This is a genomic window from Enterobacter sp. BWH52 (assembly GCF_001037565.1).
Lineage (GTDB): Bacteria > Pseudomonadota > Gammaproteobacteria > Enterobacterales > Enterobacteriaceae > Enterobacter > Enterobacter hormaechei_C.
In genome coordinates this window covers 1,526,203-1,549,722 of sequence record NZ_KQ089854.1, presented here as the reverse complement: position 1 = coordinate 1,549,722, position 23,520 = coordinate 1,526,203, and the positions used below count along the sequence as shown (strand labels likewise).

The window sequence follows — 23,520 nt, the reverse complement described above, 5'->3', positions numbered from 1 at the left end:
GCTATCGCAGGGTTTTCGAATTTGGCGGAAGCGTAGAGATTCGAACTCTAGAACCCTTTCGGGTCGCCGGTTTTCAAGACCGGTGCCTTCAACCGCTCGGCCACGCTTCCAAAGTGAGGCGCACTATAAACATCTCTGAGCATGATGTAAAGCACGAAATTGCATAACGTTACACGTCTTTCGTCGTCCCCTTCCGTCCCGCTGATTTCTTCGTCATCGACTGGTTAAAATGTAAACATTTATTTTTACATTCATAACGTTTATTAGATTCGCGGGTGGTCATTTAGACTCTTTTTCGCACAACACCCATTAACCGTGGATCACTGCGATAAGAGATTAGCCATGACTTTATTTAACGACGATTATGAATTTTTTATTTATCAGTGATAACTATTACCTTTGCCATGGTGTATCAAGCTCCCTGACATCAACCCATTTGATTCGCGATGACGCGGATATTCACGATCTTGATGGGGTCGATCAGGCGATGGATTTTATCATTGCGATTGAACAGGATAAGTTACGCAATAAAACCATTCGGCAGGTCAAAAAAGTTAAGCGTGATTACATTGTCCTGATGCATGAGATAGAAGCCAACCGCGCGGTGAGAATAGATAATATTATCTATTCGTCGATGCATTTTACTGCTCACCCTTTTCAGCAACTGATGCGTTTTTACCGGGCGCTCAGGACACACTCCTTTACGCGACGCGAGTATGACGTGCTGAAGCTGTTTCATTTGGAAAACCATGAGATCGCGAAAAAGCTGCAACTGTCACAAAAAACGACCAGCGCCTACCGCGTGAGGATCATCGAGAAATTAAATATGCGCTCAAAAAACATTCTGGCGATGACCCGTGTAAAATCGGCGATCGTCGATTAAAAGCTGTGACATTTTGCCTTGCCACGGAAAAACCGGGCCGTCACGTTTCGCCCTGAGGGGGTTTGGCTGGCGCGGTATACCAGTTCTCTTTGGCAACCATCACGCTGCCCTCTGGCTGCATAACAAAATTCGGGGACATGATCTGCACGTTAAATTCGTTAAACACATCCTGTATCTGGCTATGCAGTTCATTGCGGGCAACCGCGAGGGACTGATCGGGCAGCAGGCGGACCTGCAATTCGTAAGCGATATACCAGTCCATTAACCCTAACTGGCGCACCAGCGGCGGCTCGGAAAGGTCAAACCCTTTTGCCCGTTTCGCGGCCAGCTCCAGCATGGCATGCACCTGACGCCATGGGGTGTCATAACCGATAGTGACGCTGACCGTCAGATTGAGGCTGCCATCGGGCTGTAGCGCGCTCAGATTGGTGATCTTACCGCTCACCACCACCGCGTTGGGCACGGTAACGACATAATTTTCCCGGGTAATAATTTTGGTCGCCAGCATGCCAATTTCACTGACCTTGCCTTCGTTATCCGCTACCCGAATGACATCGCCTTTACGCAGTGCGCGGGAGTAAATCAGGACCAGACCGCTCATGGCATGGTTCATCACCCCTGCCGAACCCAGCGTTAACATCAGTCCAAAGAAGACGCTAATACCTTTAAACGCCAGCGAGTTTGCACCGGGAAGAAACGGCCAGGCGGCGGAGAGAGCAAATAGCCAGACGGCAACGGAAATGAGCTTACGGGTAGCCCCCACGGTTTCCGGATGTACGCCGGGAAGTTGCAGACGACCAGCCTCCACCTGATTCAGCACCATCTTAAGAAGCTTCAGAATAAAAGCGGTAATGAGGAAAATGATCAGAACAATCGTCAGCCCCGGCAAGGCCGAGACAATCGCCAGGGCGATTTGCTGCACCACGCGAAGCGTCCAGTCTCCCAGCGACGTGCCCCACACCCGCGTCCACGGAAACAGACTGAATGCCCAGCTCAGCCAGACGTAAAAGCCGATCAACCCCAGCAGGAACATCAGCAAGGCGTAAAGCCGAATCTCAATGGCGCCAATGTACCGCCGCCAGCTTTGCGGCACCCGGCTGCGATTCTCCACAATACGCCGACGGTAGACGCGCCGGAACCAGCGCCAGGATCGCCACGCGCCGTAGCAGAGCAGCAACAGCGCCAGCAGGCCAGCGGCAGCTTTTACCGTCGACAGCGCCAGCCAGCCGGAATCGTATTGATCGCGCAGCGCCATTCTCTGTGCTTCCATGCGCGCCAGCACGCGCTGTGCGGCCTGATCGAGGGTAAGATCGTCCCCTTCGTCTAAATCCCCTTCGGTCAGCAGCATCACAGGTTTCCCGTTCATCACTATCAGCCGTCCCTGCTGGTTATAGCGGGTCACGGGGACGATGCTGAGCGGCTCACGCACATCCGCCTCGGTAAAATTGCGCAGGGTGTTGCGGATGCGTAAAACGCGCTCTTCCGGCGTGGTCAGGCCAAATTTCGCCTGTAGCATGACGATGGGCTGATGGAAGATATAGACCGTTCGGGCGCGCTCCTGCTCCGTAGGCGCCTGGCGGGGCTCTGCGGCATACGATGAGAAGGCGCTCAGGGCGGCAAAACAGAACGCAAACGCGAGCAGGATCTTTTTCATCCTCACTCCCCCAGGTCAGAAATCTTGTTATTTTTCAGGCAACCCGCGAATGCCAGGTGGGTATGTTGAGAATAGTCCAGCCTTTCGTTTCTGCAACAAGCGACGGTGAGCGTGTTGCTCTCAATCGCAATATATGTATTATGTTATAACATAACAATTTCGGATAGCGTTCTATGTTACTTAAAAAAGGGTTATTTCTGGCTTCACTGCTCTCCATGGCACCTGCCGCTTTCGCCGCAACCACCTGGCCTCTCACGATTGAAAATTGCGGCGTAAAGCAGACCTTTACGCAGGCTCCTCAGCGCGTCGTGACCGTGGGTCAGCATGAAACAGAATTACTGCTCGCACTGGGGCTGGAGAAAACCATCGCCGCGACGTCAGTCTGGTTCGGCACGCTGCCACCCACGCTGGAGGATGCCGGGAAAAACCTCCCCCGGCTTGCGGATAATTCCCCCTCCTTTGAGGCCGTGGTAGGGCAGAAACCTGAACTCGTTCTCGCGCAGTATCACTGGCACATTGGTCCGCAGGGAGAAGTGGGAACCCGTGAACAGTTTGCGTCGCTGGGGATTAATACGTGGATCTCCCCTGCCGACTGCACGGATAAAACGGTAACGGAAACCTCAAACGCAGACGGAGCACGTAGCGCGCCGTTTTCACTGGCGGAAATTACGCGGGAAGTGACAGATCTGGCGACGATTTTTGATGTTTCCGCGCGAGGTGAGCAGCTCAATCGTGCGCTGGCGGAGCGTATTAAAAAGGCCCAGGCGCGCGCCTCCGCGAAACAACTTAGCGTCGTATTCTGGTTCTCCAGCAGCCGTCTGAATGGCGATCCCTGGGTGGCGGGGAATTACGGCGCGCCTGGCTGGATCAGCCGCACGCTGGGGTTGAAGAACATTATTGACTCTCACGACGAATGGCCCGCTGTAACGTGGGAACATATTGCCCGATCGCAGCCGGACGTGATTGTTATCGCCGGGATGTCCCGCAGGCTCTATCCTGCCGATGAGGTTGAGGTAAAAAAAGCGTTCTTGCGCAGTGACCCGGTGACAAAGAACATGCCTGCGGTCAGGAACAACCACATCATCGTGGTGCCAGCGATGTCGTTAAACCCTTCATTGCGTAACGTCGATGCGGTTGAGCTTATCAGCGATCGGCTGGCTTCTTTCCAGGATGAACAATGAGTCATTTCGCTTTTGACCGCCGCCAGCAGGGTTTACTGGCAGCAGGTGCCATGGCGCTGCCGCTGATGCTGGTCTTTGCCGCCAGTATCGGGGATATGCCGGTGTCGTATGCCAGTACCGGGAAAGCGATCCTCAACGGACTGGGTTTGACCTCTTATGCGTTGCCGCAAACGGAGGAAGGTATCGTCTGGCAATATCGCATGAGCCGGGCAGTAATGGCCGCGTGCAACGGCGGCGGCCTGGCGATGTGCGGGCTGGTGTTACAGTCGATCCTGCGTAACCCTCTGGCTGAGCCTTATCTGCTGGGGATTTCCGCGGGCGCCTCGCTGGGGGCCGTCTGCGTGATGCTTCTCGGCATGGGGGGAAGCGTGATTGGCGTGAGCAGCGGTGCGTTTGTCGGCTCATGCGCCGCCTTTGCGCTCATCATGGTGATAACAAACGGGATGAGTGAAAGCCCGTCGCGCATTTTGCTGGCTGGCATTGCGGGCACCCAGCTCTTCAACGCCATGACCGCGTACGTCGTCAGCACGTCCGCCAATGCCGAGCAGTCCCGTAGCGTCATGTTCTGGCTGCTGGGAAGTCTGAGCGGCGTGCGCTGGCCTGACGCGCTGCTGGCGCTGGCCGTTACGCTGGCGGGTTTACTGGTGGTATTGCTCTTTTCACGGGCGCTGGACACCTTCACCTTCGGGGATGAGGTCTCCACCACGCTGGGGATCCCGGTTACCGCCGTGCGTATTGTCTTATTGCTGACCTGTGCCATTGTTACCGCAACGCTGGTGAGCGCCACCGGCGCAGTGGGGTTTGTCGGGCTGGTCATTCCCCATGTGACGCGCATGCTATGCGGGCCGGGCCATCGTCGCTCGATCCCGCTGACGTTTCTTATCGGCGCCCACTTTATGATCCTCGCCGATATCGTCTCACGCACGCTGATTGTGCACCAGGTTCTGCCCATCGGGGTAGTGACTGCGCTGGTGGGCGCCCCCGTCTTTGTGGCGTTGCTTTATCAAAACCGAAAGGAGCATCCATGAATATTACTGTGGCCGGGTTAACCGTAACCCGACAAGCGCAGACGGTGCTTAAGGATATCGATCTCGACCTGCCATCCGGGCAGATTATCGGCCTGTTAGGGCCAAACGGCTCGGGCAAGTCGACGCTGCTGCGCTGTCTCGCCGGGCTGTTTCCACGACTCGGCGAACGCGTGGCGCTTAATGGCACAACGTTCGGCATGATGCCGCTGAAAAAACGCGCGCAGCACATGGCGTTTGTCCCGCAACATGCTGAGGTCGACGGAGAACTGACCGTTGAGGACATTGTCAGACTGGGGCGTACGCCCTACCGGAAAACATTCCAGAGAACCTCGCGCGACGATGAGGCTGCGGTTGAGCAGGCGATTGGCCTGATGCAGTTATGCCGCTTACGCCAGCGGCGATGGCACTCTTTGTCTGGCGGAGAGCGCCAGCGAAGCCAGATAGCCCGCGCGCTGGCCCAGCAGCCGCAGGTGCTGTTGCTCGATGAACCGACAAACCACCTGGACATTCAGCACCAGCTGGAGCTGATGCGGCTCGTTTCACAGCTGCCGCTTACGGTGGTGGTTGCACTGCACGATCTCAATCTTGCGGCCAATTATTGCCAGCGTCTGATCCTCCTGAAGGCCGGGCAGATCGCCGCCACGGGCGCGCCCGAAGCGGTTGTGACGCCGGCAAACATTGAGGACACCTGGTGCGTAAAAGCTCAGGTCTGCAAAGCCGACGCCGGGATCACGATAAGCTACAACATGGTGGCATGACGGAAGACTGGCGCAAAAGCAAAAAACCCCTGCGATATTGCTATCGCAGGGGTTTCGAATTTGGCGGAAGCGTAGAGATTCGAACTCTAGAACCCTTTCGGGTCGCCGGTTTTCAAGACCGGTGCCTTCAACCGCTCGGCCACGCTTCCTAAGTGAGGCGAACTATAAACACCTCACCGCGCGCTGTAAAGAGTGCGCGCATTCGTTCGCTTTAAAAATAGCCAAAATGCGTTTAATCGGTTGAATAGACGACAGATTGGCCGTTTTGACAGCATAATATCCACCGCGGATCGTTAGTGCTTTTTGATGTACATATCTTTGGTGTAGTAGTACCCGAGCTTGTCTGGCGTGAAGCCCCCTACCCACGGTTTCACCAGGTGCGTGCGCACGTAATGATAAACAGGGATCGCCGGTACATCCCGTCCCAGCAGATCTTCTGCCTGCTGGTAGAATTTACCGCGCTCCTCCGCCGTTTTCGATTTCGCCGCGTTCACCAGTGCCCGATCGTAGTCCGGATTGCTGTACTGAGTGGTGTTTTGGCTGTCCCCGGTACGGAAGTTGTTCAGGAAGGTTGCCGCATCGTCGTAATCGGCAATCCAGGCGTAGCGTACCGCGTCAAAGTTATGGGTGTGCATGGTATCAAGCATGGTTTTCCACTCCTGATTTTGCAGCTTCGCCTCCACGCCGAGGTTCTTCTTCCACATTGAGCTGGCGGCAATGGCAATACGCTGGTGCGATTCCGAGGTGTTATAGAGGAGATTAAAGCTGAGCGGATGGCTGTCGTTAAATCCGGCTTCGGCCAGCAGCTTTTTCGCCTCGGCAATGCGTTTATCTATCGGCCAGCTGGCGTAATCCGGGTTCTGGAGCTTGACGCCGCCAATATCCGGCTGGCTGATGAGCCATGCCGGGCGCTGACCCTGCCCTAATACTTTATCGGCGATAATGTCTTTATCCAGCGCCAGGTTCAGCGCCTTGCGCACGCGGGCGTCGTTGAACGGCGGCCGGGTGGTGTTGAATTCGTAATAATAGGTGGCAAGCTGCGGCGATACATCCAGCTCGCTCCCCAGCGTTTTCTTCAGCTGAGCAAACTGGTTGATCGGCACCGTGTAGACAATGTCGATTTCGCCCGCTTTGTAGCGGTTAACGTCAGCAGCTTCAGAGGAAATGGGCAGATAGGTCACCTTGTTAATGACGGTATGTTCGTTATCCCAATATTTCGGGTTAAGCACCGCCACAATGCGTTCGTTAACCACCCACTGTGACAGTTTATAGGCCCCGCTGCTGACGAAGTGCTCCGGTTTGGTCCACTTATCACCGAAACGGCCTACCAGGACTTTATCTATTGGCACCAGAGACGGGTGAGCCAGCATCGCCAGGAAAGCGGCGTTAGGTTGCGTGAGCGTCACTTCCAGCGTGGTGTCATTGATGGCTTTCACCCCCAGCGACTCGGGCGCTTTTTTGCCTTCTGCGATATCAGTGCCGTTGACGATACGCATACTACCGGGATAGCTGGCATACGGAGAGGCGGTTTTCGGGTCGACCAGCCGCTGCCAGCTCCAGACAATATCTTCCGCGGTGATGGGGGTTCCATCGCTCCAGGTAATGCCCGGGCGCAGATGGAACGTCCAGACGGTGTTGTCTTTATTTTCCCATTTCTCCGCCAGGCGCGGCTGGATTTCACCTGCCGGAGAGACGCTGACCAGCCCGTCGAATAAATCGCTGATAATATTGAATTCGACATCGCTTTCGACTTTATGCGGGTCGAGCGAGGCGGGTTCACTGCCGTTGTTCCTGACCAGTTCCTGCTTATCTGCCAGCTGGGTTCCTGCCGGCACCTTAGCCGCCCAGGTTGCCGTGCTGGCGCACAGGATCCCTGCGGTTAACAAAGAGAGTGTAAAGTGCGTGCGTGTTTGTGGTTTCATTTCCTTCGCCTTATTGTCTGTTTTTATGACGATCCGGAAATAACTCTTAGCGGCCTTAGGGAAATAACGCAATATTTTTCAGTGACCTATAAGAGGTTGATCTGAATACGCCCTACAAACCGCACTTCATTCTGAGTATAAAGGCTTTGCCAGAATAAAAAACCAGCATAATCCCTAAGGGGCTGAGTAAAGATGGGTAAAACCACTTTGCGTCTGCCGCGCCGTTTCCTATTCTTTGCGCTAATTACATCTGTCATAAGAGAGTGACTCATGGATCGTATAATTACTTCTTCACGCGACCGCACATCGCTACTCAGCACCCATAAGGTGCTGCGCAATACCTATTTCATGCTCAGCCTGACGCTGGCGTTTTCGGCGATCACCGCAACGGCCAGCACCGTACTGATGCTGCCTTCTCCAGGCCTGATCCTGACGCTGGTGGGTATGTACGGTCTGATGTTCCTGACCTACAAAACCGCGGATAAACCGGTGGGGATTCTCTCCGCGTTCGCCTTTACCGGCTTCCTGGGCTACATTCTGGGGCCAATCCTGAATGCCTATCTGTCTGCCGGAATGGGCGACGTGATTGGTATGGCGCTGGGCGGTACCGCGCTGGTGTTCTTCTGCTGCTCGGCCTACGTGCTGACCACCCGTAAGGACATGTCCTTCCTTGGCGGTATGCTGATGGCGGGTATCGTGATTGTACTGGTCGGTATGCTGGCGAACATCTTCCTGCAATTGCCTGCGCTGCATCTGGCAATCAGCGCGGTGTTTATCCTGATTTCATCCGGCGCAATCCTGTATGAAACCAGCAACATCATTCACGGCGGTGAGACGAACTATATCCGCGCCACCGTGAGCCTGTATGTGTCGCTGTACAACATTTTTGTCAGCCTGCTGAGCATCCTGGGCTTCGCCAGCCGCGATTAACTCACCGTGCTGTGAACAGGGCCCCGCTTATGCGGGGCTTTGTTTTTTTTGGTAGACTGAGGCGGTTTTTGACTAAAGCGTGAATGAATATGTTGAGTTTTGAAGGCAAAGAGATCGAAACCGATAACGACGGTTATCTGAAAGAGAGCAGCCAGTGGAGCGAAGCGCTGGCGGAGAAAATTGCGGATAACGAAGGAATTACCCTCTCCCCGGAACACTGGGAAGTGGTGCGCTTCGTGCGAGAATTTTACCTTGAATTCAACACGTCGCCAGCTATCCGCATGCTGGTCAAAGCCATGGCGAATAAATTTGGCGAAGAGAAAGGCAACAGCCGTTATCTGTATCGCCTGTTTCCGAAAGGCCCGGCTAAACAGGCGACAAAAATCGCCGGCCTGCCAAAGCCGGTAAAATGCATTTAATAGCGAATACTGAAGTCAGCGTATTCCCGGTCGGGTTGATGCGGTTCCGTTAGCACCTTATCAACCCGCGCGCTGCGCGGCCCGCCCGCTTTCAGCCACGCCACCAGCTTCTCAACCCGATCCGCCTCACCGCAGGCCACAACCTCCACGCTGCCATCATCCATGTTACGCGCATACCCCGTCAGCCCGAGCTGAAGGGCTTCGCGCTGGGTGCTGTAGCGGAATCCGACGCCCTGTACAAGGCCATGGACCCAGGCAATGGTGCAAACATTTGACATCATCCTTCTCCTTATCCGACTGGCGCGTTGCATTTCCTCACTGAAGTCGGGAAAATGGCGGCCATTTCATTGGAATCGACAGAATAGCAAATTATGAGTGTACGTTTAGTGTTAGCCAAAGGGCGCGAGAAGTCATTACTGCGCCGTCATCCCTGGGTCTTTTCCGGCGCGGTTGCCCGCATGGAAGGTAAAGCCAGCCTCGGTGAAACCATCGATATTGTTGACCATCAGGGGAAATGGTTAGCACGCGGCGCATACTCGCCTGCATCTCAGATCCGCGCGCGCGTCTGGACGTTCGATAAAGAAGAAGCCATCGATATCGACTTCTTTGTCCGTCGTCTGCAACAGGCGCAGCAGTGGCGTGAGTGGCTGGCAAAGCGTGACGGGCTGGACAGCTATCGTCTGATTGCCGGAGAGTCCGACGGGCTGCCGGGCGTGACCATTGACCGCTTCGGCAATTTCCTGGTGTTGCAGCTGCTGAGCGCCGGGGCGGAATACCAGCGTGCCGCGCTGATTAGCGCCCTGCAAACCCTGTTCCCGGAATGTGCCATTTACGACCGCAGCGACGTGGCGGTACGTAAAAAAGAGGGCATGGAGCTGACGCAAGGCCCGGTCACCGGCGAACTGCCGCCTGCCCTGCTGCCTATTGAAGAGCATGGCATGAAGCTGCTGGTGGATATCCAGGGCGGCCATAAGACCGGTTATTACCTCGACCAGCGTGACAGCCGTCTGGCAACGCGCCAGTACGTTGCCGATAGGCGCGTGCTGAACTGCTTCTCTTATACCGGCGGCTTTGCGGTCTCTGCCCTGATGGGCGGCTGTGCCCAGGTTGTGAGCGTCGACACCTCACAGGAAGCGCTGGACGTGGCGAAACAGAACGTTGAGCTGAACAAGCTGGATCTGAGCAAAGCGGAGTTTGTGCGCGACGACGTGTTCAAACTGCTGCGTAAATACCGCGACCAGGGCGAGAAATTTGACGTTATCGTGATGGACCCACCTAAGTTTGTAGAAAATAAAAGCCAGCTGATGGGCGCTTGCCGTGGCTATAAAGACATTAACATGCTGGCGATCCAGCTGCTGAACCCGGGCGGCGTACTGCTGACGTTCTCCTGCTCTGGCCTGATGACGACAGATTTATTCCAAAAAATCATCGCCGATGCCGCAATAGATGCGGGTCGTGATGTACAATTTATAGAGCAGTTCCGTCAGGCCGCCGATCACCCGGTGATCGCTACCTACCCGGAAGGGCTGTATCTGAAAGGGTTTGCCTGTCGCGTCATGTAACTTGAAAAGAGAAATATTGCCCGCACATAGTGTGTATGTAATGTTTCCCGGGAGGTGACTATGATTGCCAGCAAATTCGGTATCGGCCAGCAGGTCCGCCACACCTTGCTTGGATATTTGGGTGTGGTCGTGGATATCGACCCGGAGTATTCCCTTGATGAACCGTCAGCAGACGATCTGGCCGTTGACGCAGAGCTTCGCGCCGCGCCCTGGTATCATGTGGTTATGGAGGGCGACGATGGTCAGCCTGTCCATACCTATCTTGCCGAAGCGCAGCTGAGTGGTGAACTACAGGATGAGCATCCGGAACAACCCACTATGGACGAGCTTGCTCAGACCATCCGCAAACAGTTACAGGCACCAAGACTGCGTAACTAAAGGTGTAAAAAAGCCCGTCAAACGGGCTTTTTTTATTTTGCCAGCCCCAGACGGGGAATATCGATTGCCGGACAGCGATCCATCACCACTTTCAGCCCGGCATCGCGTGCCAGCACGGCCGCCTGCTCATTAATCACGCCCAGTTGCATCCACAGCGTTTTCGCGCCAATGGCGATCGCTTCCTGCGCCACGCCCCAGGCCGCTTCTGAATTACGAAAAACGTCCACCATATCCACCTTTTCCGGCACGTCCGCGAGCGTCGCATAGCCCTGCTGACCCAGCAGCGTTTTCCCCGCCACCTTCGGGGAGACCGGGATCACGTGATATCCCTGGTCCAGAAGGTATTTCATGACCCGATAGCTTGGGCGATCCGGTTTATCGCTCGCGCCGACCAGCGCGATAGTGCGCGTGGTCGTCAGAATCTCGACAATGTCGTTCTCTTTCATGCTGTGCCTCCTGGTTTTTTTCAAAGTGTACGTCAAAGCGAACATCTCAACCACGCATCCCATACAGAAGTATGAGGGCAAAACGGCAGAATATGTCTATATGTTAGTAAACGTGTTTATCGAAAAATTTTGATACATTCTTACCGGGTAGTTTGTCTACAGGAGTCAGCTATGAAAACCGGCATTGCCTGGGCTGTGGTTGCGTTAATCATGCCGGTTTGTGTTTTCGCAACTACTCTCAGACTCACAACCGACATTGACCTGCTGGTGCTGGACGGGAAAAAAGTCTCCAGCTCCCTGCTACGGGGCGCAGACAGCATCGAGCTGGATAACGGCCCGCATCAGCTGGTTTTTCGGGTGGAAAAGACCATTCGCCTCGCCGACGACGAACAGCAGGTGTACATTTCGCCTCCGCTGGTGGTCAGCTTTAATACCCAGCGTATCAGCCAGGTCAATTTTCGTCTCCCGCGCCTTGAGACAGAAAAGGAGTCACTGGCATTTGATGCCTCGCCGCGCATTGAACTGGTGGACGGGGATTCCATGCCCATCCCGGTAAAGCTGGATATTCTGGCGCTGACAAAAAGGCCAAAGGGAACTGACTATGAAGCGGACACCGAGACCTACAACAGGGCCAGCAGGCGCGCCTCGCTGCCCCAGTTCGCCACCATGATGGCGGATGACAGTACCCTGCTTTCGGGCGTATCGGAGCTGGATGTACTCCCCCCTCAGTCGCAGACCCTTACTGAGCAACGTCTCAAGTTCTGGTTCCAGAATGCCGATCCGGACACGCGCGCCCGTTTTCTGCAATGGGCAAAACAACAACCTTCGTCGTAAGCCACATTTTTTTGTCCTTTCTCTTGCAGCATCAGTCAGTTCCCGTCATCGTGTAGCGAGGTAACCTCACGGATAAGATTATGGAACTGACAACACGCACACTTCCGGCGCGCAAGCACATTGCTCTGGTTGCGCACGATCACTGTAAACAAATGCTGCTTAACTGGGTTCGTCGCCATCAGCCTCTTTTACAGCATCATGCCCTTTCTGCTACGGGAACAACCGGCAACCTGATCCACCGCGAAACCGGTCTGGAAGTGAATGCCATGCTGAGCGGCCCGATGGGGGGTGACCAGCAGGTAGGCGCTCAGATTTCAGAAGGTAAAATTGACGTTCTTATTTTCTTCTGGGATCCGCTGAACGCGGTTCCGCATGATCCGGACGTTAAAGCGCTGCTGCGTCTGGCGACGGTGTGGAACATTCCGGTAGCCACCAATCTTTCAACGGCAGATTTCATCATTGAATCGCCGCAGTTTAACGATCCGGTGGAGATTTTGATCCCGGATTATCAGCGTTATCTTGCGGAGAGACTGAAGTAGTTTTTTGCCCGGTGGCGCTGCGCTTACCGGGCCTACAGAATTTGCCCGGCGCGTTACGGCTTTCTCGCCACCGGCACGTCAATACTCTTCAAAATATCGACAAACACCGACGGCTCCTCTTTGTTGAACAAGAGGCACACGCGATGGCGCGCGCGGGTTATCGCCACGTACAGTAAGCGCCGCTCCTCTGCATCCGGGAAATCTTCCGGAACAGGTAATAACGCCTCTTCCATCACGGATTCCCGCGCCGGCGCCGGGAAACCGTCGCTCCCCTCTTTTAGCCCCACCACAATCACGTAGTCGGCCTGCTGCCCTTTACTGGCATGAATGGTCATGAAATCGAGCTGTAGTTTTGGCCAGCGCGTCGCCGCTTTTTCCAGCGCCGTCGGCTTGAGGTGGTGGTAACGCGCCAGCACCAGAATTCGTTCATCCGGTTTCGCATAGCCGCTCAGTTTATCCAGCAGCGGTTCCAGCTGATCGTCCGCCAGCAGCGTGACGGCCTTTTTATCACCCGACGTCAGGCTGTTAAGCGGTTTCGACATCTGGTGCGGGTTCTGCTGAATAAAACGGTTGGCTATTTCGCCAATCCGCGCGTTGAAGCGGTAGGTGGTGTCCAGATCGCTGCGATCGCCTTCCCCAAAATAGTGGTGGAAGGCCGTCGTGAGAGAAAGTTGCGCCCCGCTGAAACGGTAGATAGCCTGCCAGTCATCGCCCACGGCAAACAGCGACGTGTGTTTATTCTGCGCCCGCAGCGCCGAAAGCAGCGCAGCGCGCTGCGGCGAGATGTCCTGAAACTCATCCACCAGAATGTGTTTCCACGGGCTGACGAAGCGCCCTTTCTCCAGAATGATAATGGCCTGATGGATCAGCCCCGAAAAATCGACCGCGTTTTCGTCTTTCAGCGCGGTTTTCCACGCTTTCAGCATCGGCGCCATCAGCTTAACCCGCTTAGAAAACACGGCGCGGATCGCTTCCGGTGCGCTTTCTATCATCTCCGTCTGAGAGCCGCCGTGCATGCGCATCAGGCTTACCCACCGGTCGAGACGAGAGGCCAGCCGGCGCGCCAGCTTTTCATCCTGCCAGAAGCTGCCCTCCGGCACCTCCCAGTTGAGTTCCTCTTCAAGCCACTGACGCCAGCCTTTCGCCTGCGCCTTTTTTTCACTGCACTGCTGACGCCATGCCTTGATAAACAGCGTCTGGCGAGCCTGAGCGTCGTTCTCCAGCTTGCTGACAACAGGGACTTTTTTGCTGCCCTGTTGAATGATGTGTAAAGCGAGGGAGTGGAACGTGCGCGCCGAGATATCCTGGGTATGCAAACGCGCCTGAATGCGCTCATCCATCTCCTGCGCCGCCTTGCGACCAAAGGCCAGCAGCAAAATCTGGTCGGCAACCGCCTCGCCCGTTGTCAGAAGCCAGCCCGCGCGTGCCACCAGCACCGACGTTTTGCCGCTCCCGGCGCCTGCCAGCACTAAAAGAGACTGCTCGCCATTCACCACGGCGCGCGCCTGGGCAGGATTGAGGGGCGATGATTCCACCGTACTGAAAAAATCGGCATATTGCGTAAGCATCGCCTCAGTCCAGGCCTGGTTATGCGCCAGACGGCTTTTCTCGATATCGTTCAGCCAGGCCTGACACTTCCGCCACGCGTCGCGGCAGTTATCAAATTCCTCAAGCCGCGCCACCGGTAAAGGCAATGCCGTCAGCGCCTGGGCAATTTTTTGCTGAAGCCCGGCGGTTTGCTGGCGCGTCAGCCACTTCTGCTGCGTATTGCTTAGCGCGATATCGTCCAGCACCTGTTGCAGCACCTGTGCGGCTATCACGCTCATCTCCTGGCTCCACTGTTGCCAGCGCGTATTCAGATGGTAGTGGAAGCGTTGGGTTTCCGCCCACTCGGTCCCGTGAAGCCGCACCACTTTGTCTGACGGCAAGACGAACTCCAGCTCCCCCCATACCAGCCCTCGTTTACAATGAATGGCCAGTAGCTGATTAAACGGAATAAGATATTCGTGGCGTTCCCCGGAGACTTTCACTCCCGCATTGAGAAGGACAACCTTGTCGTAAGGGTGCTGCGCCAGGCGTTTGCCCATTGAAGTTGCTTTCAGTTCCATATCCTGCCGGATCCACGAGGTCATGATTTGTCAGACAGTTTAACTGCCAGTTTTAAGGTGCTCCAGCCCAAAAAAACGTTACAATCACCGGGCGTTAATCATATCGAAGGAAATGAGGGTTTATGCGTACCGTTCTGAATGTGTTGAATTTTGTCCTTGGCGGTTTTGCCACCACCCTTTCCTGGCTTTTTGCCACCCTGGTGAGCATTGTGCTCATCTTCACCCTTCCGCTGACGCGCTCCTGCTGGGAAATCACCAAACTGTCCCTCGTTCCTTATGGAAATGAAGCCGTGCACGTGGATGAGCTGGAGCCGGAAAGAAAAAATGCCCTGATGAATACCGGCGGCACGCTGCTGAATATTTTATGGCTGATCTTCTTTGGCTGGTGGCTGTGTCTGATGCATATTTTCGCCGGCATCGCCCAGTACATTACGATTATTGGCATTCCGGTTGGCATCGCTAATTTCAAAATTGCCACCATCGCCCTGTGGCCGGTAGGACGCCGAGTTGTCCCGGTCGAAGTCGCGCAAGCCGCGCGTGAAGCCAATGCCCGTCGTCGTTTTCAGTAATAAGGACTGGCCGCTCTCATGCTAAGCCCCCTGCTTCGTCGCTATACATGGAACAGTAACTGGCTGTATAACGTCAGGATTTTTATCGCCCTCTGCGGCACCGTCGCTCTGCCGTGGTGGCTGAATGATGTGAAGCTCACCATCCCCCTCACGCTTGGGGTGGTGGCCGGTGCGCTGGCGGATCTCGACGACCGCCTGGCCGGTCGTTTGCGTAATCTGGTCATCACGCTGGTCTGCTTCTTTATTGCTTCCGCCTCCGTTGAGCTGCTTTTCCCGTGGCCCTGGCTGTTTGCCTTAGGGCTGACGGTGTCCACCAGCGGCTTCATTTTGCTCGGCGGCCTCGGGCAACGCTACGCCACTATCGCGTTTGGCGCCCTGCTGATTGCCATTTACACCATGCTGGGCGTCTCTCTTTACGAGCAGTGGTATCAGCAACCGGTCCTGCTGCTGTTGGGTGCTATCTGGTATAACCTGCTGACCTTAACCGGGCATCTTATTTTTCCGGTTCGTGCCTTACAGGACAACATTGCCCGCAGTTACGAACAGCTGGCCCACTATCTGGAGCTGAAATCCCGGCTGTTTGATCCGGATATTGAAGAGGACAGTCAGGCGCCCCTGTACGATCTGGCGCTGGCAAATGGCCAGCTGGTCGCCACGCTGAATCAGACCAAAGCGTCTCTGCTCACCCGTCTGCGCGGCGATCGCGGTCAGCGCGGTACACGGCGCACACTGCACTACTATTTTGTCGCCCAGGATATTCACGAGCGCGCCAGCTCCTCGCATGTGCAGTACGCTGACCTGCGCGAGAAATTCCGCTATAGCGACGTGATGTTCCGTTTCCAGCGCCTGCTGTCGATGCAGTCTCAGGCCTGCCAGCAACTTGCGCGCTCAATACTGCTGCGCACGCCCTATCAGCACGATCCGCGCTTTGAACGCGCATTCAGCCACCTGGATGCGGCGCTCGATCGCGTTCAGGCCAGTGGGACATCACCGGAACAGTTCAAAGCCCTGGGATTCCTGCTCAACAACCTGAGAGCCATTGATGCTCAGCTCGCCACCATTGAGTCTGAACAGGCGATGGCGATGCCGGGCAATGACGCTGACAACCAGCTTGCCGACGACAGTCTCAACGGTTTCAGCGATATGTGGCTGCGCCTGAGCCGTCATTTTACGCCGGAATCCGCCCTCTTTCGCCATGCGGTAAGGATGTCGCTGGTACTGTGCGTCGGCTACGCGTTTATCCAGATAACAGGATTGCACCACGGCTACTGGATCCTGTTGACCAGCCTGTTTGTCTGCCAGCCGAACTATAACGCTACCCGCCATCGGCTCGCGCTGCGTATTGTCGGGACATTAGTCGGGGTCGCCATCGGGCTGCCGGTGCTCTACTTTGTGCCATCCGTAGAAGGGCAACTGATCCTGATTGTGATTACCGGTGTACTGTTCTTCGCTTTCCGCAATGTGCAGTATGCCCACGCCACGATGTTCATCACGCTGCTGGTGCTGCTCTGCTTCAATCTGCTGGGTGAAGGCTTTGAGGTGGCCCTCCCTCGTGTGATTGACACGCTAATCGGCTGCGCCATCGCCTGGGCGGCGGTGAGTTTTATCTGGCCTGACTGGCGTTTCCGAAATTTACCGCGCGTGTCCGACAGAGCAATGAACGCCAACTGCCGCTACCTGGATGCTATTCTTGAGCAATACCATCAGGGTCGCGATAACCGTCTGGCCTATCGGATTGCCCGTCGCGATGCGCATAACACTGACGCAGAGCTGGCTTCCGTTGTCTCGAATATGTCAACTGAGCCGCGCGCTACGGCAGAAATCCGTGAGACAGCCTTCCGCCTGCTGTGTCTGAACCACACGTTCACCAGCTATATCTCTACCCTTGGCGCCCACCGAGAGAAACTGACGAATCCGGACATCCTGGCGCTGCTGGACGACGCCGTTTGCTACGTTGATGATGCGCTTCATCATCAACCTGCGGATGAGCCACGGGTTCACCAGGCACTGGATGAACTGGTGCAACGTATCGCACACCTTGATCCAGGCACCGACAACAAAGCTCCACTGGTCCTTCAGCAAATTGGCCTGCTTATCGCTTTGCTGCCGGAAATTTGTCGGCTGCGACAGCAGATCGCTACCTGGCGGAATGATGGCCCTGCGACTCAGGCAGCGCATTAAACCACTCCGTAAGCTCCCGGCGAATATCCGCCGGGAGTGCCGCTTCATGTAACCCTTCAATCGCGCCTTCAAGCGCGAACAATACCCGGATACTCAGCGCTTTATTCTTCGAGCGCATTTTCAGCCAGCTCGTCTTCGCCCCCAACTGTCGTAGCGTCTCTTCATTGGTAATGCCCGCCTCCATAAGCAGGACCTCAATCTGAAAGGTCAGGTTCGGCAGATCTTTAAGCCGGTTACGCTGATGGCGCTGGTAGCGCTCTTTCCTGGCGGCATCGAGCGCAAACGAGGAGAGCTGAAGCAGTTTTTCCCTGTTTTGCCACAGACCTTCGTCCACACGGTAGTAATTAAGCAGCACTGGGCGTCCTCGTTTCATCAGGGTCAGAAAAGAGGAAGCGTTTTTTACACAGTATTTTGCACTTTGCTCACAGGCGCGAAGGTACAGCTCGCCGTCAGACACCATCGCGAACACCGCTTCATCCACGGCCAGGGTATAACCGCCAAACAGGGCGCGATGATGAATTTCGCCCAGCGGAGAGAGGTATTCTTGAGATTGATAAATCCGCTCATAAGATATCTTTTTCATGATAATTCCATTAAAAATCATACAGTAACCACGATATTTCTTACTAACGGATCCGTTAGCAGGAAAATAGGCAACTTATTGCCGTTGGGCAAGATGATTTTTTCATGTTCACCCGGAATGGATGAAATTTGCGAGTCGCTTTCCGAAAATGAGGTTGATCTTTATGCATACAGGGGTTACTGTATATCCATACAGTAACTACAGGGCTGGAATGATTATGTACACTTCAGGCTATGCAAATCACTTAACACCTTCTACTTCTGCCGCAGGCAATGCTGCGCAGAATTCTATCGGGCGTGAATCGACAGGGCTTATCAGTGAAGTGGTTTACCGTGAAGACCAGCCGCTGTTGACACAACTCTTACTCCTGCCGCTTTTGCAGCAGCTCGGGCAACAGTCTCGCTGGCAGCTCTGGCTGACGCCACAGCAAAAATTAAGTCGCGAATGGGTTCAGTCGGCTGGGCTGCCGTTAGCGAAGGTGATGCAGATTAATCAACTCTCCCCTTGCGATACGGTCGAGTCGATGGTCCGGGCATTACGTACCGGGAACTATAGCGTCGTGATTGGGTGGTTGCCTGAGGATCTGTCGCAAGAAGAACATTTGCGTCTGACTGAAGCGGCTGAAGAAGGTAACGCGATGGGTTTCATCATGCGGCCAGTTCGTGGAGATTCCTATCGCAGAGGACAACATCCCGCGCTAAAAATTCACTCGAATGTGTACCATTGAGTGATTTTAAGAGTTTTCCTGGAATTTTTTTCGACCGCAGTATGCAAAAAAAGTTCAACGCGCCAAAACTGCGGCAAGTCTTGTCTGACGCGGTTCTCGTTAATTTTACTGCACAAAATTCGTTCAAAAATTGTTAAATATTAGGTATACGGAACTTTTTTTTTCATATGCCTGACGGACTTCACACTTGTAAGTTTTCAGCTACGTTGTAGACTTTACATCGCCAGGGGTGCTCGGCCTAAGCCGAAGATATCGGTAGGTTTATATTTGACCACGCCCCCCGGTGAAGGATTTAACCGTGATTCCTCCGATGGAGATATTCATGGCAAATTTTGGATGATAACGAGGCGCAAAAAATGAAAAAGACAGCTATCGCGATTGCAGTGGCACTGGCTGGCTTCGCTACCGTAGCGCAGGCCGCTCCGAAAGATAATACCTGGTATGCAGGTGGTAAACTGGGTTGGTCTCAGTTCCATGACACCGGTTGGTACGACAGCGCAAACAACAATGATGGCCCAACTCATGAGAGCCAGCTTGGTGCAGGTGCGTTCGGTGGCTATCAGGTTAACCCGTATGTTGGCTTTGAAATGGGTTACGACTGGTTAGGTCGTATGCCTTACAAAGGCAACGAAACCAATGGCGCTTTCAAAGCTCAGGGCGTACAGCTGACCGCTAAACTGGGTTACCCAGTAACTGACGATCTGGACGTGTACACCCGTCTGGGCGGCATGGTATGGCGTGCAGACTCCAGCAACAGCCGTGCTGGTGACGACCACGACACGGGTGTTTCCCCAGTATTCGCTGGTGGCGTTGAGTGGGCAATGACCCGTGACATCGCTACCCGTCTGGAATACCAGTGGGTTAACAACATCGGTGACGGTGCTACCGTTGGCGTTCGTCCAGACAACGGCATGCTGAGCGTTGGTGTTTCTTACCGTTTCGGTCAGCAGGAAGATGCGCCAGTCGTAGCTCCAGCTCCGGCTCCAGCGCCAGAAGTACAGACCAAGCACTTCACTCTGAAGTCTGACGTTCTGTTCAACTTCAACAAAGCTACCCTGAAACCAGAAGGTCAGCAGGCACTGGATCAGCTGTACACCCAGCTGAGCAACCTGGATCCTAAAGACGGTTCTGTAGTGGTTCTGGGCTTCACCGACCGTATCGGTTCTGACGCTTACAACCAGGGTCTGTCTGAGAAACGTGCTCAGTCTGTAGTTGATTACCTGGTATCTAAAGGTATCCCAGCTAACAAGATCTCCCCACGTGGTATGGGCGAATCTAACCCAGTTACCGGTTCTACCTGTGACAACGTGAAACCACGCGCTGCACTGATCGACTGCCTGGCACCAGATCGTCGCGTAGAGATCGAAGTTAAAGGTATCAAAGACGTTGTAACTCAGCCTGCGGCATAAGTTATCGTCTTATAAAAAAACCCCGCCATGCGGGGTTTTTTATTATCTGAAGAAAAGCAAAACGCTTATTTTTTACCTAACAGTGCCTGTAGATCGTTCTTCAGCGTCGACATCTGGCTGGCATACTTCTCTTTGTGCTCGGCATCTTCAATCAGCTGCACCACCGTTTCCGACAGGGTTTTCCCGCGCCGTTGCGCAAGCCCGGCCAGACGCTGCCAGACCATAAACTCCAGGTCGATGGATTTCTTACGGGTGTGCTGATGCTCGGCATTGAAATGCCGTTTACGACGAGCACGGATAGTTTGCTTCATCCGGTTTAACAGGGCCGGATTAATGTGTTTCTCAATCCAGCCGTTGACCAGTACCGGTTCGTTTTCGAGGGTCAGCAACATATCCACAGCTTCTTGCGCCGCGCTGGCTTCGATGTAGCAGGTGATCAGCTCCCCTTCACGGTGCTTTTTGACCAGGTACTTCCATTTCCAGCCGCTTTCGAGGTTTTCCAGTTGTTGATATTTCATTGCGATCTCAGTGTTACCGTGTAACTCTGTTCAGAATATCAGTTTTTTGGCAATCTGCTGAAAAGAAATCATATCCTGTGAAACGCCGCAGGCGATCCGCATGACGAAAACCCGAATCCTGATTGGGCAGAGTGCGCCGCTTACGGTATACTCCACGGTTTTACTTCTGACTAAAAAACATCAACTTTGACCATTACGAAACTTGCATGGCGTGACCTGGTTCCGGATACCGAGAGCTATCAGGAGCTGTTTGCACAGCCAGACCTCACAAAAGAACACGAATTCATACTTAGCGATACACAACCGCGTTTGCATTACGCGCTGGAGCAGATGTCATCCCCATGGGCTACATCTCCTTTCATGCTGCTCAAAGCCCCGGAAGAAGCCGAGTATCTGACGCTTCTCGGTGATGCCATGCGCCAGTTGCAGCCAAAAACGAATGCCGTTTTTGGTGGCCAGTATCATATTGCCGGACGTGACGTGACGTACGAACCTGCCACGCAGGCAGACGGACAGTTCGCTGCAAAAGGCGAGGTGATCACCGCCAACTGGGTGGAAGCAGAACAGCTGTTCGGCTGCCTTCGTCAGTTCAATGGCGATGTGTCACTGCAACCGGGGCTGGTACACCGCGCGAATGGCGGCGTGTTGCTCATCTCCCTTCGCACCCTGCTTGCGCAGCCTCTGCTGTGGATGCGCCTGAAAACGGTGGTGACACAGCAACGTTTTGACTGGGTAGGCTACGACGATTCGCGTCCGCTGCCTGTATCCATTCCGTCTATGCCGCTGTCGCTGACCGTCGTGCTGACGGGCGACCGTGAATCTCTGGCTGATTTCCAGGAAATGGAGCCAGAACTCGCGGAGCAGGCTGTCTATAGCGAATTTGAAGACAATATTCAGATCGCCGATGCCGATGACATGGCGCAGTGGTGTCAGTGGGTTATGGCCGTGGCGGAACGTTTCGCACTGCCCTCGCCTGCCGAGGATGCGTGGCCGGGCTTAATCCGCGAGGCCGTACGCTACACTGGCGATCAGGAAACCCTGCCGCTCTGCCCGCTCTGGATCGGTAAACAGCTGCGTGAAGTGGGGGTTATCAGCGGTAACGGTCCGTTTACCGGTGAGCAGCTTAGCCAGATGCTGGCCCAGCGTGAATGGCGTGAAGGTTATCTTGCTGACCGTATGCAGGATGAAATTCTGCTGGAACAGATTCTGGTGGAGACCGAAGGCGAACGTATCGGGCAAATCAACGCCTTGTCCGTCATCGAGTTCCCCGGACACCCGCGCGCCTTTGGTGAGCCTTCCCGTATCAGCTGTGTCGTACACATTGGTGACGGCGAATTTACCGATATCGAACGCAAGGCCGAACTGGGCGGAAACATTCATGCCAAAGGCATGATGATCATGCAGGCGTTCCTGATGTCTGAACTTCAGCTCGAGCAGCAGATCCCCTTCTCTGCCTCGTTGACCTTTGAGCAGTCCTACAGTGAAGTCGACGGCGACAGCGCCTCAATGGCGGAGCTGTGCGCCGTGATCAGCGCGCTTGCAGACGTGCCGATTAACCAGAATATTGCGATTACCGGGTCCGTGGATCAGTTTGGCCGTGCCCAACCGGTGGGCGGACTGAATGAGAAAATCGAAGGCTTCTTCGCAATCTGCCAGCAGCGCGGTTTAAACGGCAAACAGGGCGTGATTATTCCGGCACCTAACGCTCGCCATTTGAGCCTGAGCCAGGCGATTCTGGATGCGGTAGAGCAGGAACAATTCACCGTCTGGGCCATCGAAGGGGTTGAGGATGCACTACCCTTACTGACAAACCTGGTCTGGGACGGCGAAGGCCAGACAACCCTGATGCAGACCATTCAGGAACGTATAGCTCAGGCGACACAGCAGGATGCTCGTCATCGTTATCCGTGGCCGTTACGCTGGTTAAGTTGGTTTAGTGCGAACTGATCGGACTTGTTCAGCGTACACGTGTTAGCTATCCTGCGTCCTTCACTAAAATAAGGCTTACTGAGAACATGGTAGATAAACGCGAATCCTATACTAAAGAAGACCTTCTTGCCTCTGGTCGCGGTGAACTGTTTGGCGCGAAAGGTCCGCAGTTACCAGCCCCAAATATGCTGATGATGGACCGTGTCGTGAAAATGACCGAAACCGGCGGCAACTTTGATAAGGGTTACGTAGAAGCAGAACTCGATATCAACCCGGACCTGTGGTTCTTCGGTTGCCACTTTATTGGCGATCCGGTAATGCCTGGCTGCCTGGGCCTCGATGCCATGTGGCAGCTGGTTGGCTTCTATCTGGGCTGGCTTGGCGGTGAAGGCAAAGGCCGTGCGTTGGGCGTAGGCGAAGTGAAATTCACCGGTCAGGTTCTGCCTACCGCGAAGAAAGTCACCTACCGTATCCATTTCAAACGCATCGTTAACCGCCGCCTGATTATGGGCCTGGCGGACGGTGAAGTGCTGGTAGATGGTCGCCTGATCTATACCGCGAACGACCTGAAAGTGGGTCTGTTCCAGGATACCTCCGCTTTCTGATAACGGCTTTTAGCCCCATCCAGAAAGGCGAAACCTCCGCATTGCGGAGGTTTCTTTTTAAAGAGACGGTATCAAGCAAGTACTGCCCTGTCTCCGATGGCTTCTCGCCAGCCCCCTAGCCATTGGGACCTTTGATTCAGGGCCTGATAGGGACACATTTCTTTTGAACGTCCGGCGATGCCAGCCTGATAACCACGTTGATGAGCCCTTTCCAGGCGATCTCGTTTCTGTCTCTTCATGCCTCGTTTCCCTCATTCTTTTGTCTGGTGGAAAGAAAACAGTGGTTGCAATATGTGCAAGCACAGTTAACGAATACCCCGAATCGACGTCAGCGTCAACGTTCAAAATTCATACGGG

24 protein-coding genes and 2 tRNA genes are annotated in these 23,520 nt (G+C 54.6%); 16 read left to right on the top strand and 10 right to left on the bottom strand.

Annotation, left to right across the window (positions count from 1 at the left end; genetic code table 11):
* Positions 1–22 precede the first annotated feature (22 nt).
* Positions 23–110, bottom strand: a tRNA-Ser gene (locus SK47_RS07215).
* A gap of 254 nt (positions 111–364) precedes the next feature.
* Here SK47_RS07215 and SK47_RS07210 point away from each other — a divergent pair.
* On the top strand, positions 365–883 hold the full coding sequence (locus SK47_RS07210; RefSeq protein ID WP_048241054.1) for a LuxR C-terminal-related transcriptional regulator: 519 nt from the start codon (positions 365–367) through the stop codon (positions 881–883).
* 40 nt (positions 884–923) lie between these two features.
* Here the strand turns inward: SK47_RS07210 and SK47_RS07205 are convergent, their stop codons facing one another.
* A complete protein-coding gene (locus tag SK47_RS07205) occupies positions 924–2,537 on the bottom strand; it encodes a mechanosensitive ion channel family protein (RefSeq protein WP_048241055.1) in 1,614 nt (537 codons plus the stop codon).
* 173 nt (positions 2,538–2,710) lie between these two features.
* On the opposite strand from SK47_RS07205, the gene SK47_RS07200 reads away from it, so the two are divergent.
* Genes SK47_RS07200 through SK47_RS07190 form a run of 3 tightly spaced genes read left to right on the top strand, consistent with a single transcriptional unit; the run spans position 2,711 to position 5,504 of the window.
* Positions 2,711–3,718, top strand: a complete 1,008-nt coding sequence (locus SK47_RS07200) for an ABC transporter substrate-binding protein (RefSeq protein WP_022650752.1) — start codon at positions 2,711–2,713, stop codon at positions 3,716–3,718.
* Entirely contained in the window at positions 3,715–4,746 is a 1,032-nt protein-coding gene (locus tag SK47_RS07195; protein ID WP_022650751.1) for a FecCD family ABC transporter permease, read from the top strand. Before SK47_RS07200 ends, SK47_RS07195 begins: the two co-directional genes overlap by 4 nt.
* Positions 4,743–5,504, top strand: coding sequence for an ABC transporter ATP-binding protein (locus SK47_RS07190; protein ID WP_048243733.1), 762 nt, complete (start codon positions 4,743–4,745; stop codon positions 5,502–5,504). The genes SK47_RS07195 and SK47_RS07190 overlap by 4 nt, the downstream gene beginning before the upstream one ends.
* A 61-nt stretch (positions 5,505–5,565) precedes the next feature.
* Here the strand turns inward: SK47_RS07190 and SK47_RS07185 are convergent.
* Positions 5,566–5,653, bottom strand: a tRNA-Ser gene (locus SK47_RS07185).
* A 144-nt stretch (positions 5,654–5,797) separates the two neighbouring features.
* Positions 5,798–7,426 carry an ABC transporter substrate-binding protein gene (locus SK47_RS07180; protein WP_048243731.1) on the bottom strand — a complete coding sequence of 543 codons (1,629 nt, stop codon included), beginning with the start codon at positions 7,424–7,426 and terminating at the stop codon, positions 5,798–5,800.
* 270 nt (positions 7,427–7,696) lie between these two features.
* Here SK47_RS07180 and yccA point away from each other — a divergent pair, with 270 nt between their 5' ends.
* Positions 7,697–8,356 (top strand): FtsH protease modulator YccA, encoded by a 660-nt coding sequence (gene yccA / locus SK47_RS07175; RefSeq protein WP_003858127.1) that lies wholly within the window; start codon positions 7,697–7,699, stop codon positions 8,354–8,356.
* An 89-nt stretch (positions 8,357–8,445) separates the two neighbouring features.
* On the top strand, positions 8,446–8,775 hold the full coding sequence (tusE, locus tag SK47_RS07170) for a sulfurtransferase TusE (protein WP_032610197.1): 330 nt from the start codon (positions 8,446–8,448) through the stop codon (positions 8,773–8,775).
* Here tusE and yccX read toward each other — a convergent pair.
* Positions 8,772–9,053, bottom strand: coding sequence for an acylphosphatase (gene yccX / locus SK47_RS07165; protein WP_017693676.1), 282 nt, complete (start codon positions 9,051–9,053; stop codon positions 8,772–8,774). The two genes, tusE and yccX, sit on opposite strands and share 4 nt — an antisense overlap.
* Before the next feature lie 93 nt (positions 9,054–9,146).
* On the opposite strand from yccX, the gene rlmI reads away from it, so the two are divergent.
* Both rlmI and hspQ read left to right on the top strand, forming a co-directional pair.
* Positions 9,147–10,337, top strand: coding sequence for a 23S rRNA (cytosine(1962)-C(5))-methyltransferase RlmI (gene rlmI / locus SK47_RS07160; RefSeq protein WP_023315772.1), 1,191 nt, complete (start codon positions 9,147–9,149; stop codon positions 10,335–10,337).
* 60 nt (positions 10,338–10,397) lie between these two features.
* The gene (gene hspQ / locus SK47_RS07155; protein ID WP_003858136.1) at positions 10,398–10,715 is read left to right on the top strand and encodes a heat shock protein HspQ; all 318 of its coding nucleotides are present in this window, start codon (positions 10,398–10,400) and stop codon (positions 10,713–10,715) included.
* Positions 10,716–10,747: 32 nt separating this feature from the next.
* Here the strand turns inward: hspQ and SK47_RS07150 are convergent, their stop codons facing one another.
* Positions 10,748–11,161, bottom strand: a complete 414-nt coding sequence (locus SK47_RS07150) for a CoA-binding protein (RefSeq protein WP_003858138.1) — start codon at positions 11,159–11,161, stop codon at positions 10,748–10,750.
* 171 nt (positions 11,162–11,332) lie between these two features.
* Here SK47_RS07150 and SK47_RS07145 point away from each other — a divergent pair, with 171 nt between their 5' ends.
* Both SK47_RS07145 and mgsA read left to right on the top strand, forming a co-directional pair.
* Positions 11,333–11,995: a curli synthesis inhibitor gene (locus tag SK47_RS07145; protein ID WP_022650746.1), complete on the top strand. Its 663-nt coding sequence runs from the start codon at positions 11,333–11,335 to the stop codon at positions 11,993–11,995.
* Between the two features lie 80 nt (positions 11,996–12,075).
* Positions 12,076–12,534 carry a methylglyoxal synthase gene (gene mgsA / locus SK47_RS07140; protein ID WP_003858146.1) on the top strand — a complete coding sequence of 153 codons (459 nt, stop codon included), beginning with the start codon at positions 12,076–12,078 and terminating at the stop codon, positions 12,532–12,534.
* 53 nt (positions 12,535–12,587) lie between these two features.
* On the opposite strand, the gene helD is transcribed toward mgsA, so the two are convergent.
* Complete coding sequence (helD, locus tag SK47_RS07135; RefSeq protein WP_048243729.1) at positions 12,588–14,642, bottom strand: DNA helicase IV; 2,055 nt, start codon at positions 14,640–14,642, stop codon at positions 12,588–12,590.
* A gap of 122 nt (positions 14,643–14,764) precedes the next feature.
* Between helD and SK47_RS07130 the strand changes: the two genes are divergently transcribed.
* The gene (locus tag SK47_RS07130; protein ID WP_048243727.1) at positions 14,765–15,211 is read left to right on the top strand and encodes a YccF domain-containing protein; all 447 of its coding nucleotides are present in this window, start codon (positions 14,765–14,767) and stop codon (positions 15,209–15,211) included.
* An 18-nt stretch (positions 15,212–15,229) separates the two neighbouring features.
* Positions 15,230–17,392, top strand: a complete 2,163-nt coding sequence (gene yccS / locus SK47_RS07125; protein ID WP_003858151.1) for a YccS family putative transporter — start codon at positions 15,230–15,232, stop codon at positions 17,390–17,392.
* Here the strand turns inward: yccS and SK47_RS07120 are convergent.
* On the bottom strand, positions 17,349–17,975 hold the full coding sequence (locus tag SK47_RS07120; protein WP_023315767.1) for a TfoX/Sxy family DNA transformation protein: 627 nt from the start codon (positions 17,973–17,975) through the stop codon (positions 17,349–17,351). The two genes, yccS and SK47_RS07120, sit on opposite strands and share 44 nt — an antisense overlap.
* A gap of 217 nt (positions 17,976–18,192) precedes the next feature.
* Here SK47_RS07120 and sulA point away from each other — a divergent pair, with 217 nt between their 5' ends.
* Both sulA and ompA read left to right on the top strand, forming a co-directional pair.
* On the top strand, positions 18,193–18,702 hold the full coding sequence (gene sulA, locus SK47_RS07115; RefSeq protein ID WP_003858155.1) for an SOS-induced cell division inhibitor SulA: 510 nt from the start codon (positions 18,193–18,195) through the stop codon (positions 18,700–18,702).
* 356 nt (positions 18,703–19,058) lie between these two features.
* Positions 19,059–20,111, top strand: a complete 1,053-nt coding sequence (ompA, locus tag SK47_RS07110; protein ID WP_003858156.1) for a porin OmpA — start codon at positions 19,059–19,061, stop codon at positions 20,109–20,111.
* Positions 20,112–20,176: 65 nt separating this feature from the next.
* On the opposite strand, the gene matP is transcribed toward ompA, so the two are convergent.
* Entirely contained in the window at positions 20,177–20,629 is a 453-nt protein-coding gene (gene matP, locus SK47_RS07105) for a macrodomain Ter protein MatP (RefSeq protein ID WP_003858158.1), read from the bottom strand.
* A 186-nt stretch (positions 20,630–20,815) separates the two neighbouring features.
* On the opposite strand from matP, the gene SK47_RS07100 reads away from it, so the two are divergent.
* Together SK47_RS07100 and fabA are read left to right on the top strand one after the other, a co-directional pair.
* Positions 20,816–22,576, top strand: a complete 1,761-nt coding sequence (locus SK47_RS07100) for an AAA family ATPase (RefSeq protein ID WP_032608967.1) — start codon at positions 20,816–20,818, stop codon at positions 22,574–22,576.
* 68 nt (positions 22,577–22,644) lie between these two features.
* On the top strand, positions 22,645–23,163 hold the full coding sequence (gene fabA / locus SK47_RS07095) for a bifunctional 3-hydroxydecanoyl-ACP dehydratase/trans-2-decenoyl-ACP isomerase (protein ID WP_000227926.1): 519 nt from the start codon (positions 22,645–22,647) through the stop codon (positions 23,161–23,163).
* A gap of 71 nt (positions 23,164–23,234) precedes the next feature.
* Here fabA and rmf read toward each other — a convergent pair whose 3' ends face one another.
* On the bottom strand, positions 23,235–23,402 hold the full coding sequence (gene rmf / locus SK47_RS07090; RefSeq protein WP_003858162.1) for a ribosome modulation factor: 168 nt from the start codon (positions 23,400–23,402) through the stop codon (positions 23,235–23,237).
* Positions 23,403–23,520 lie beyond the last annotated feature (118 nt).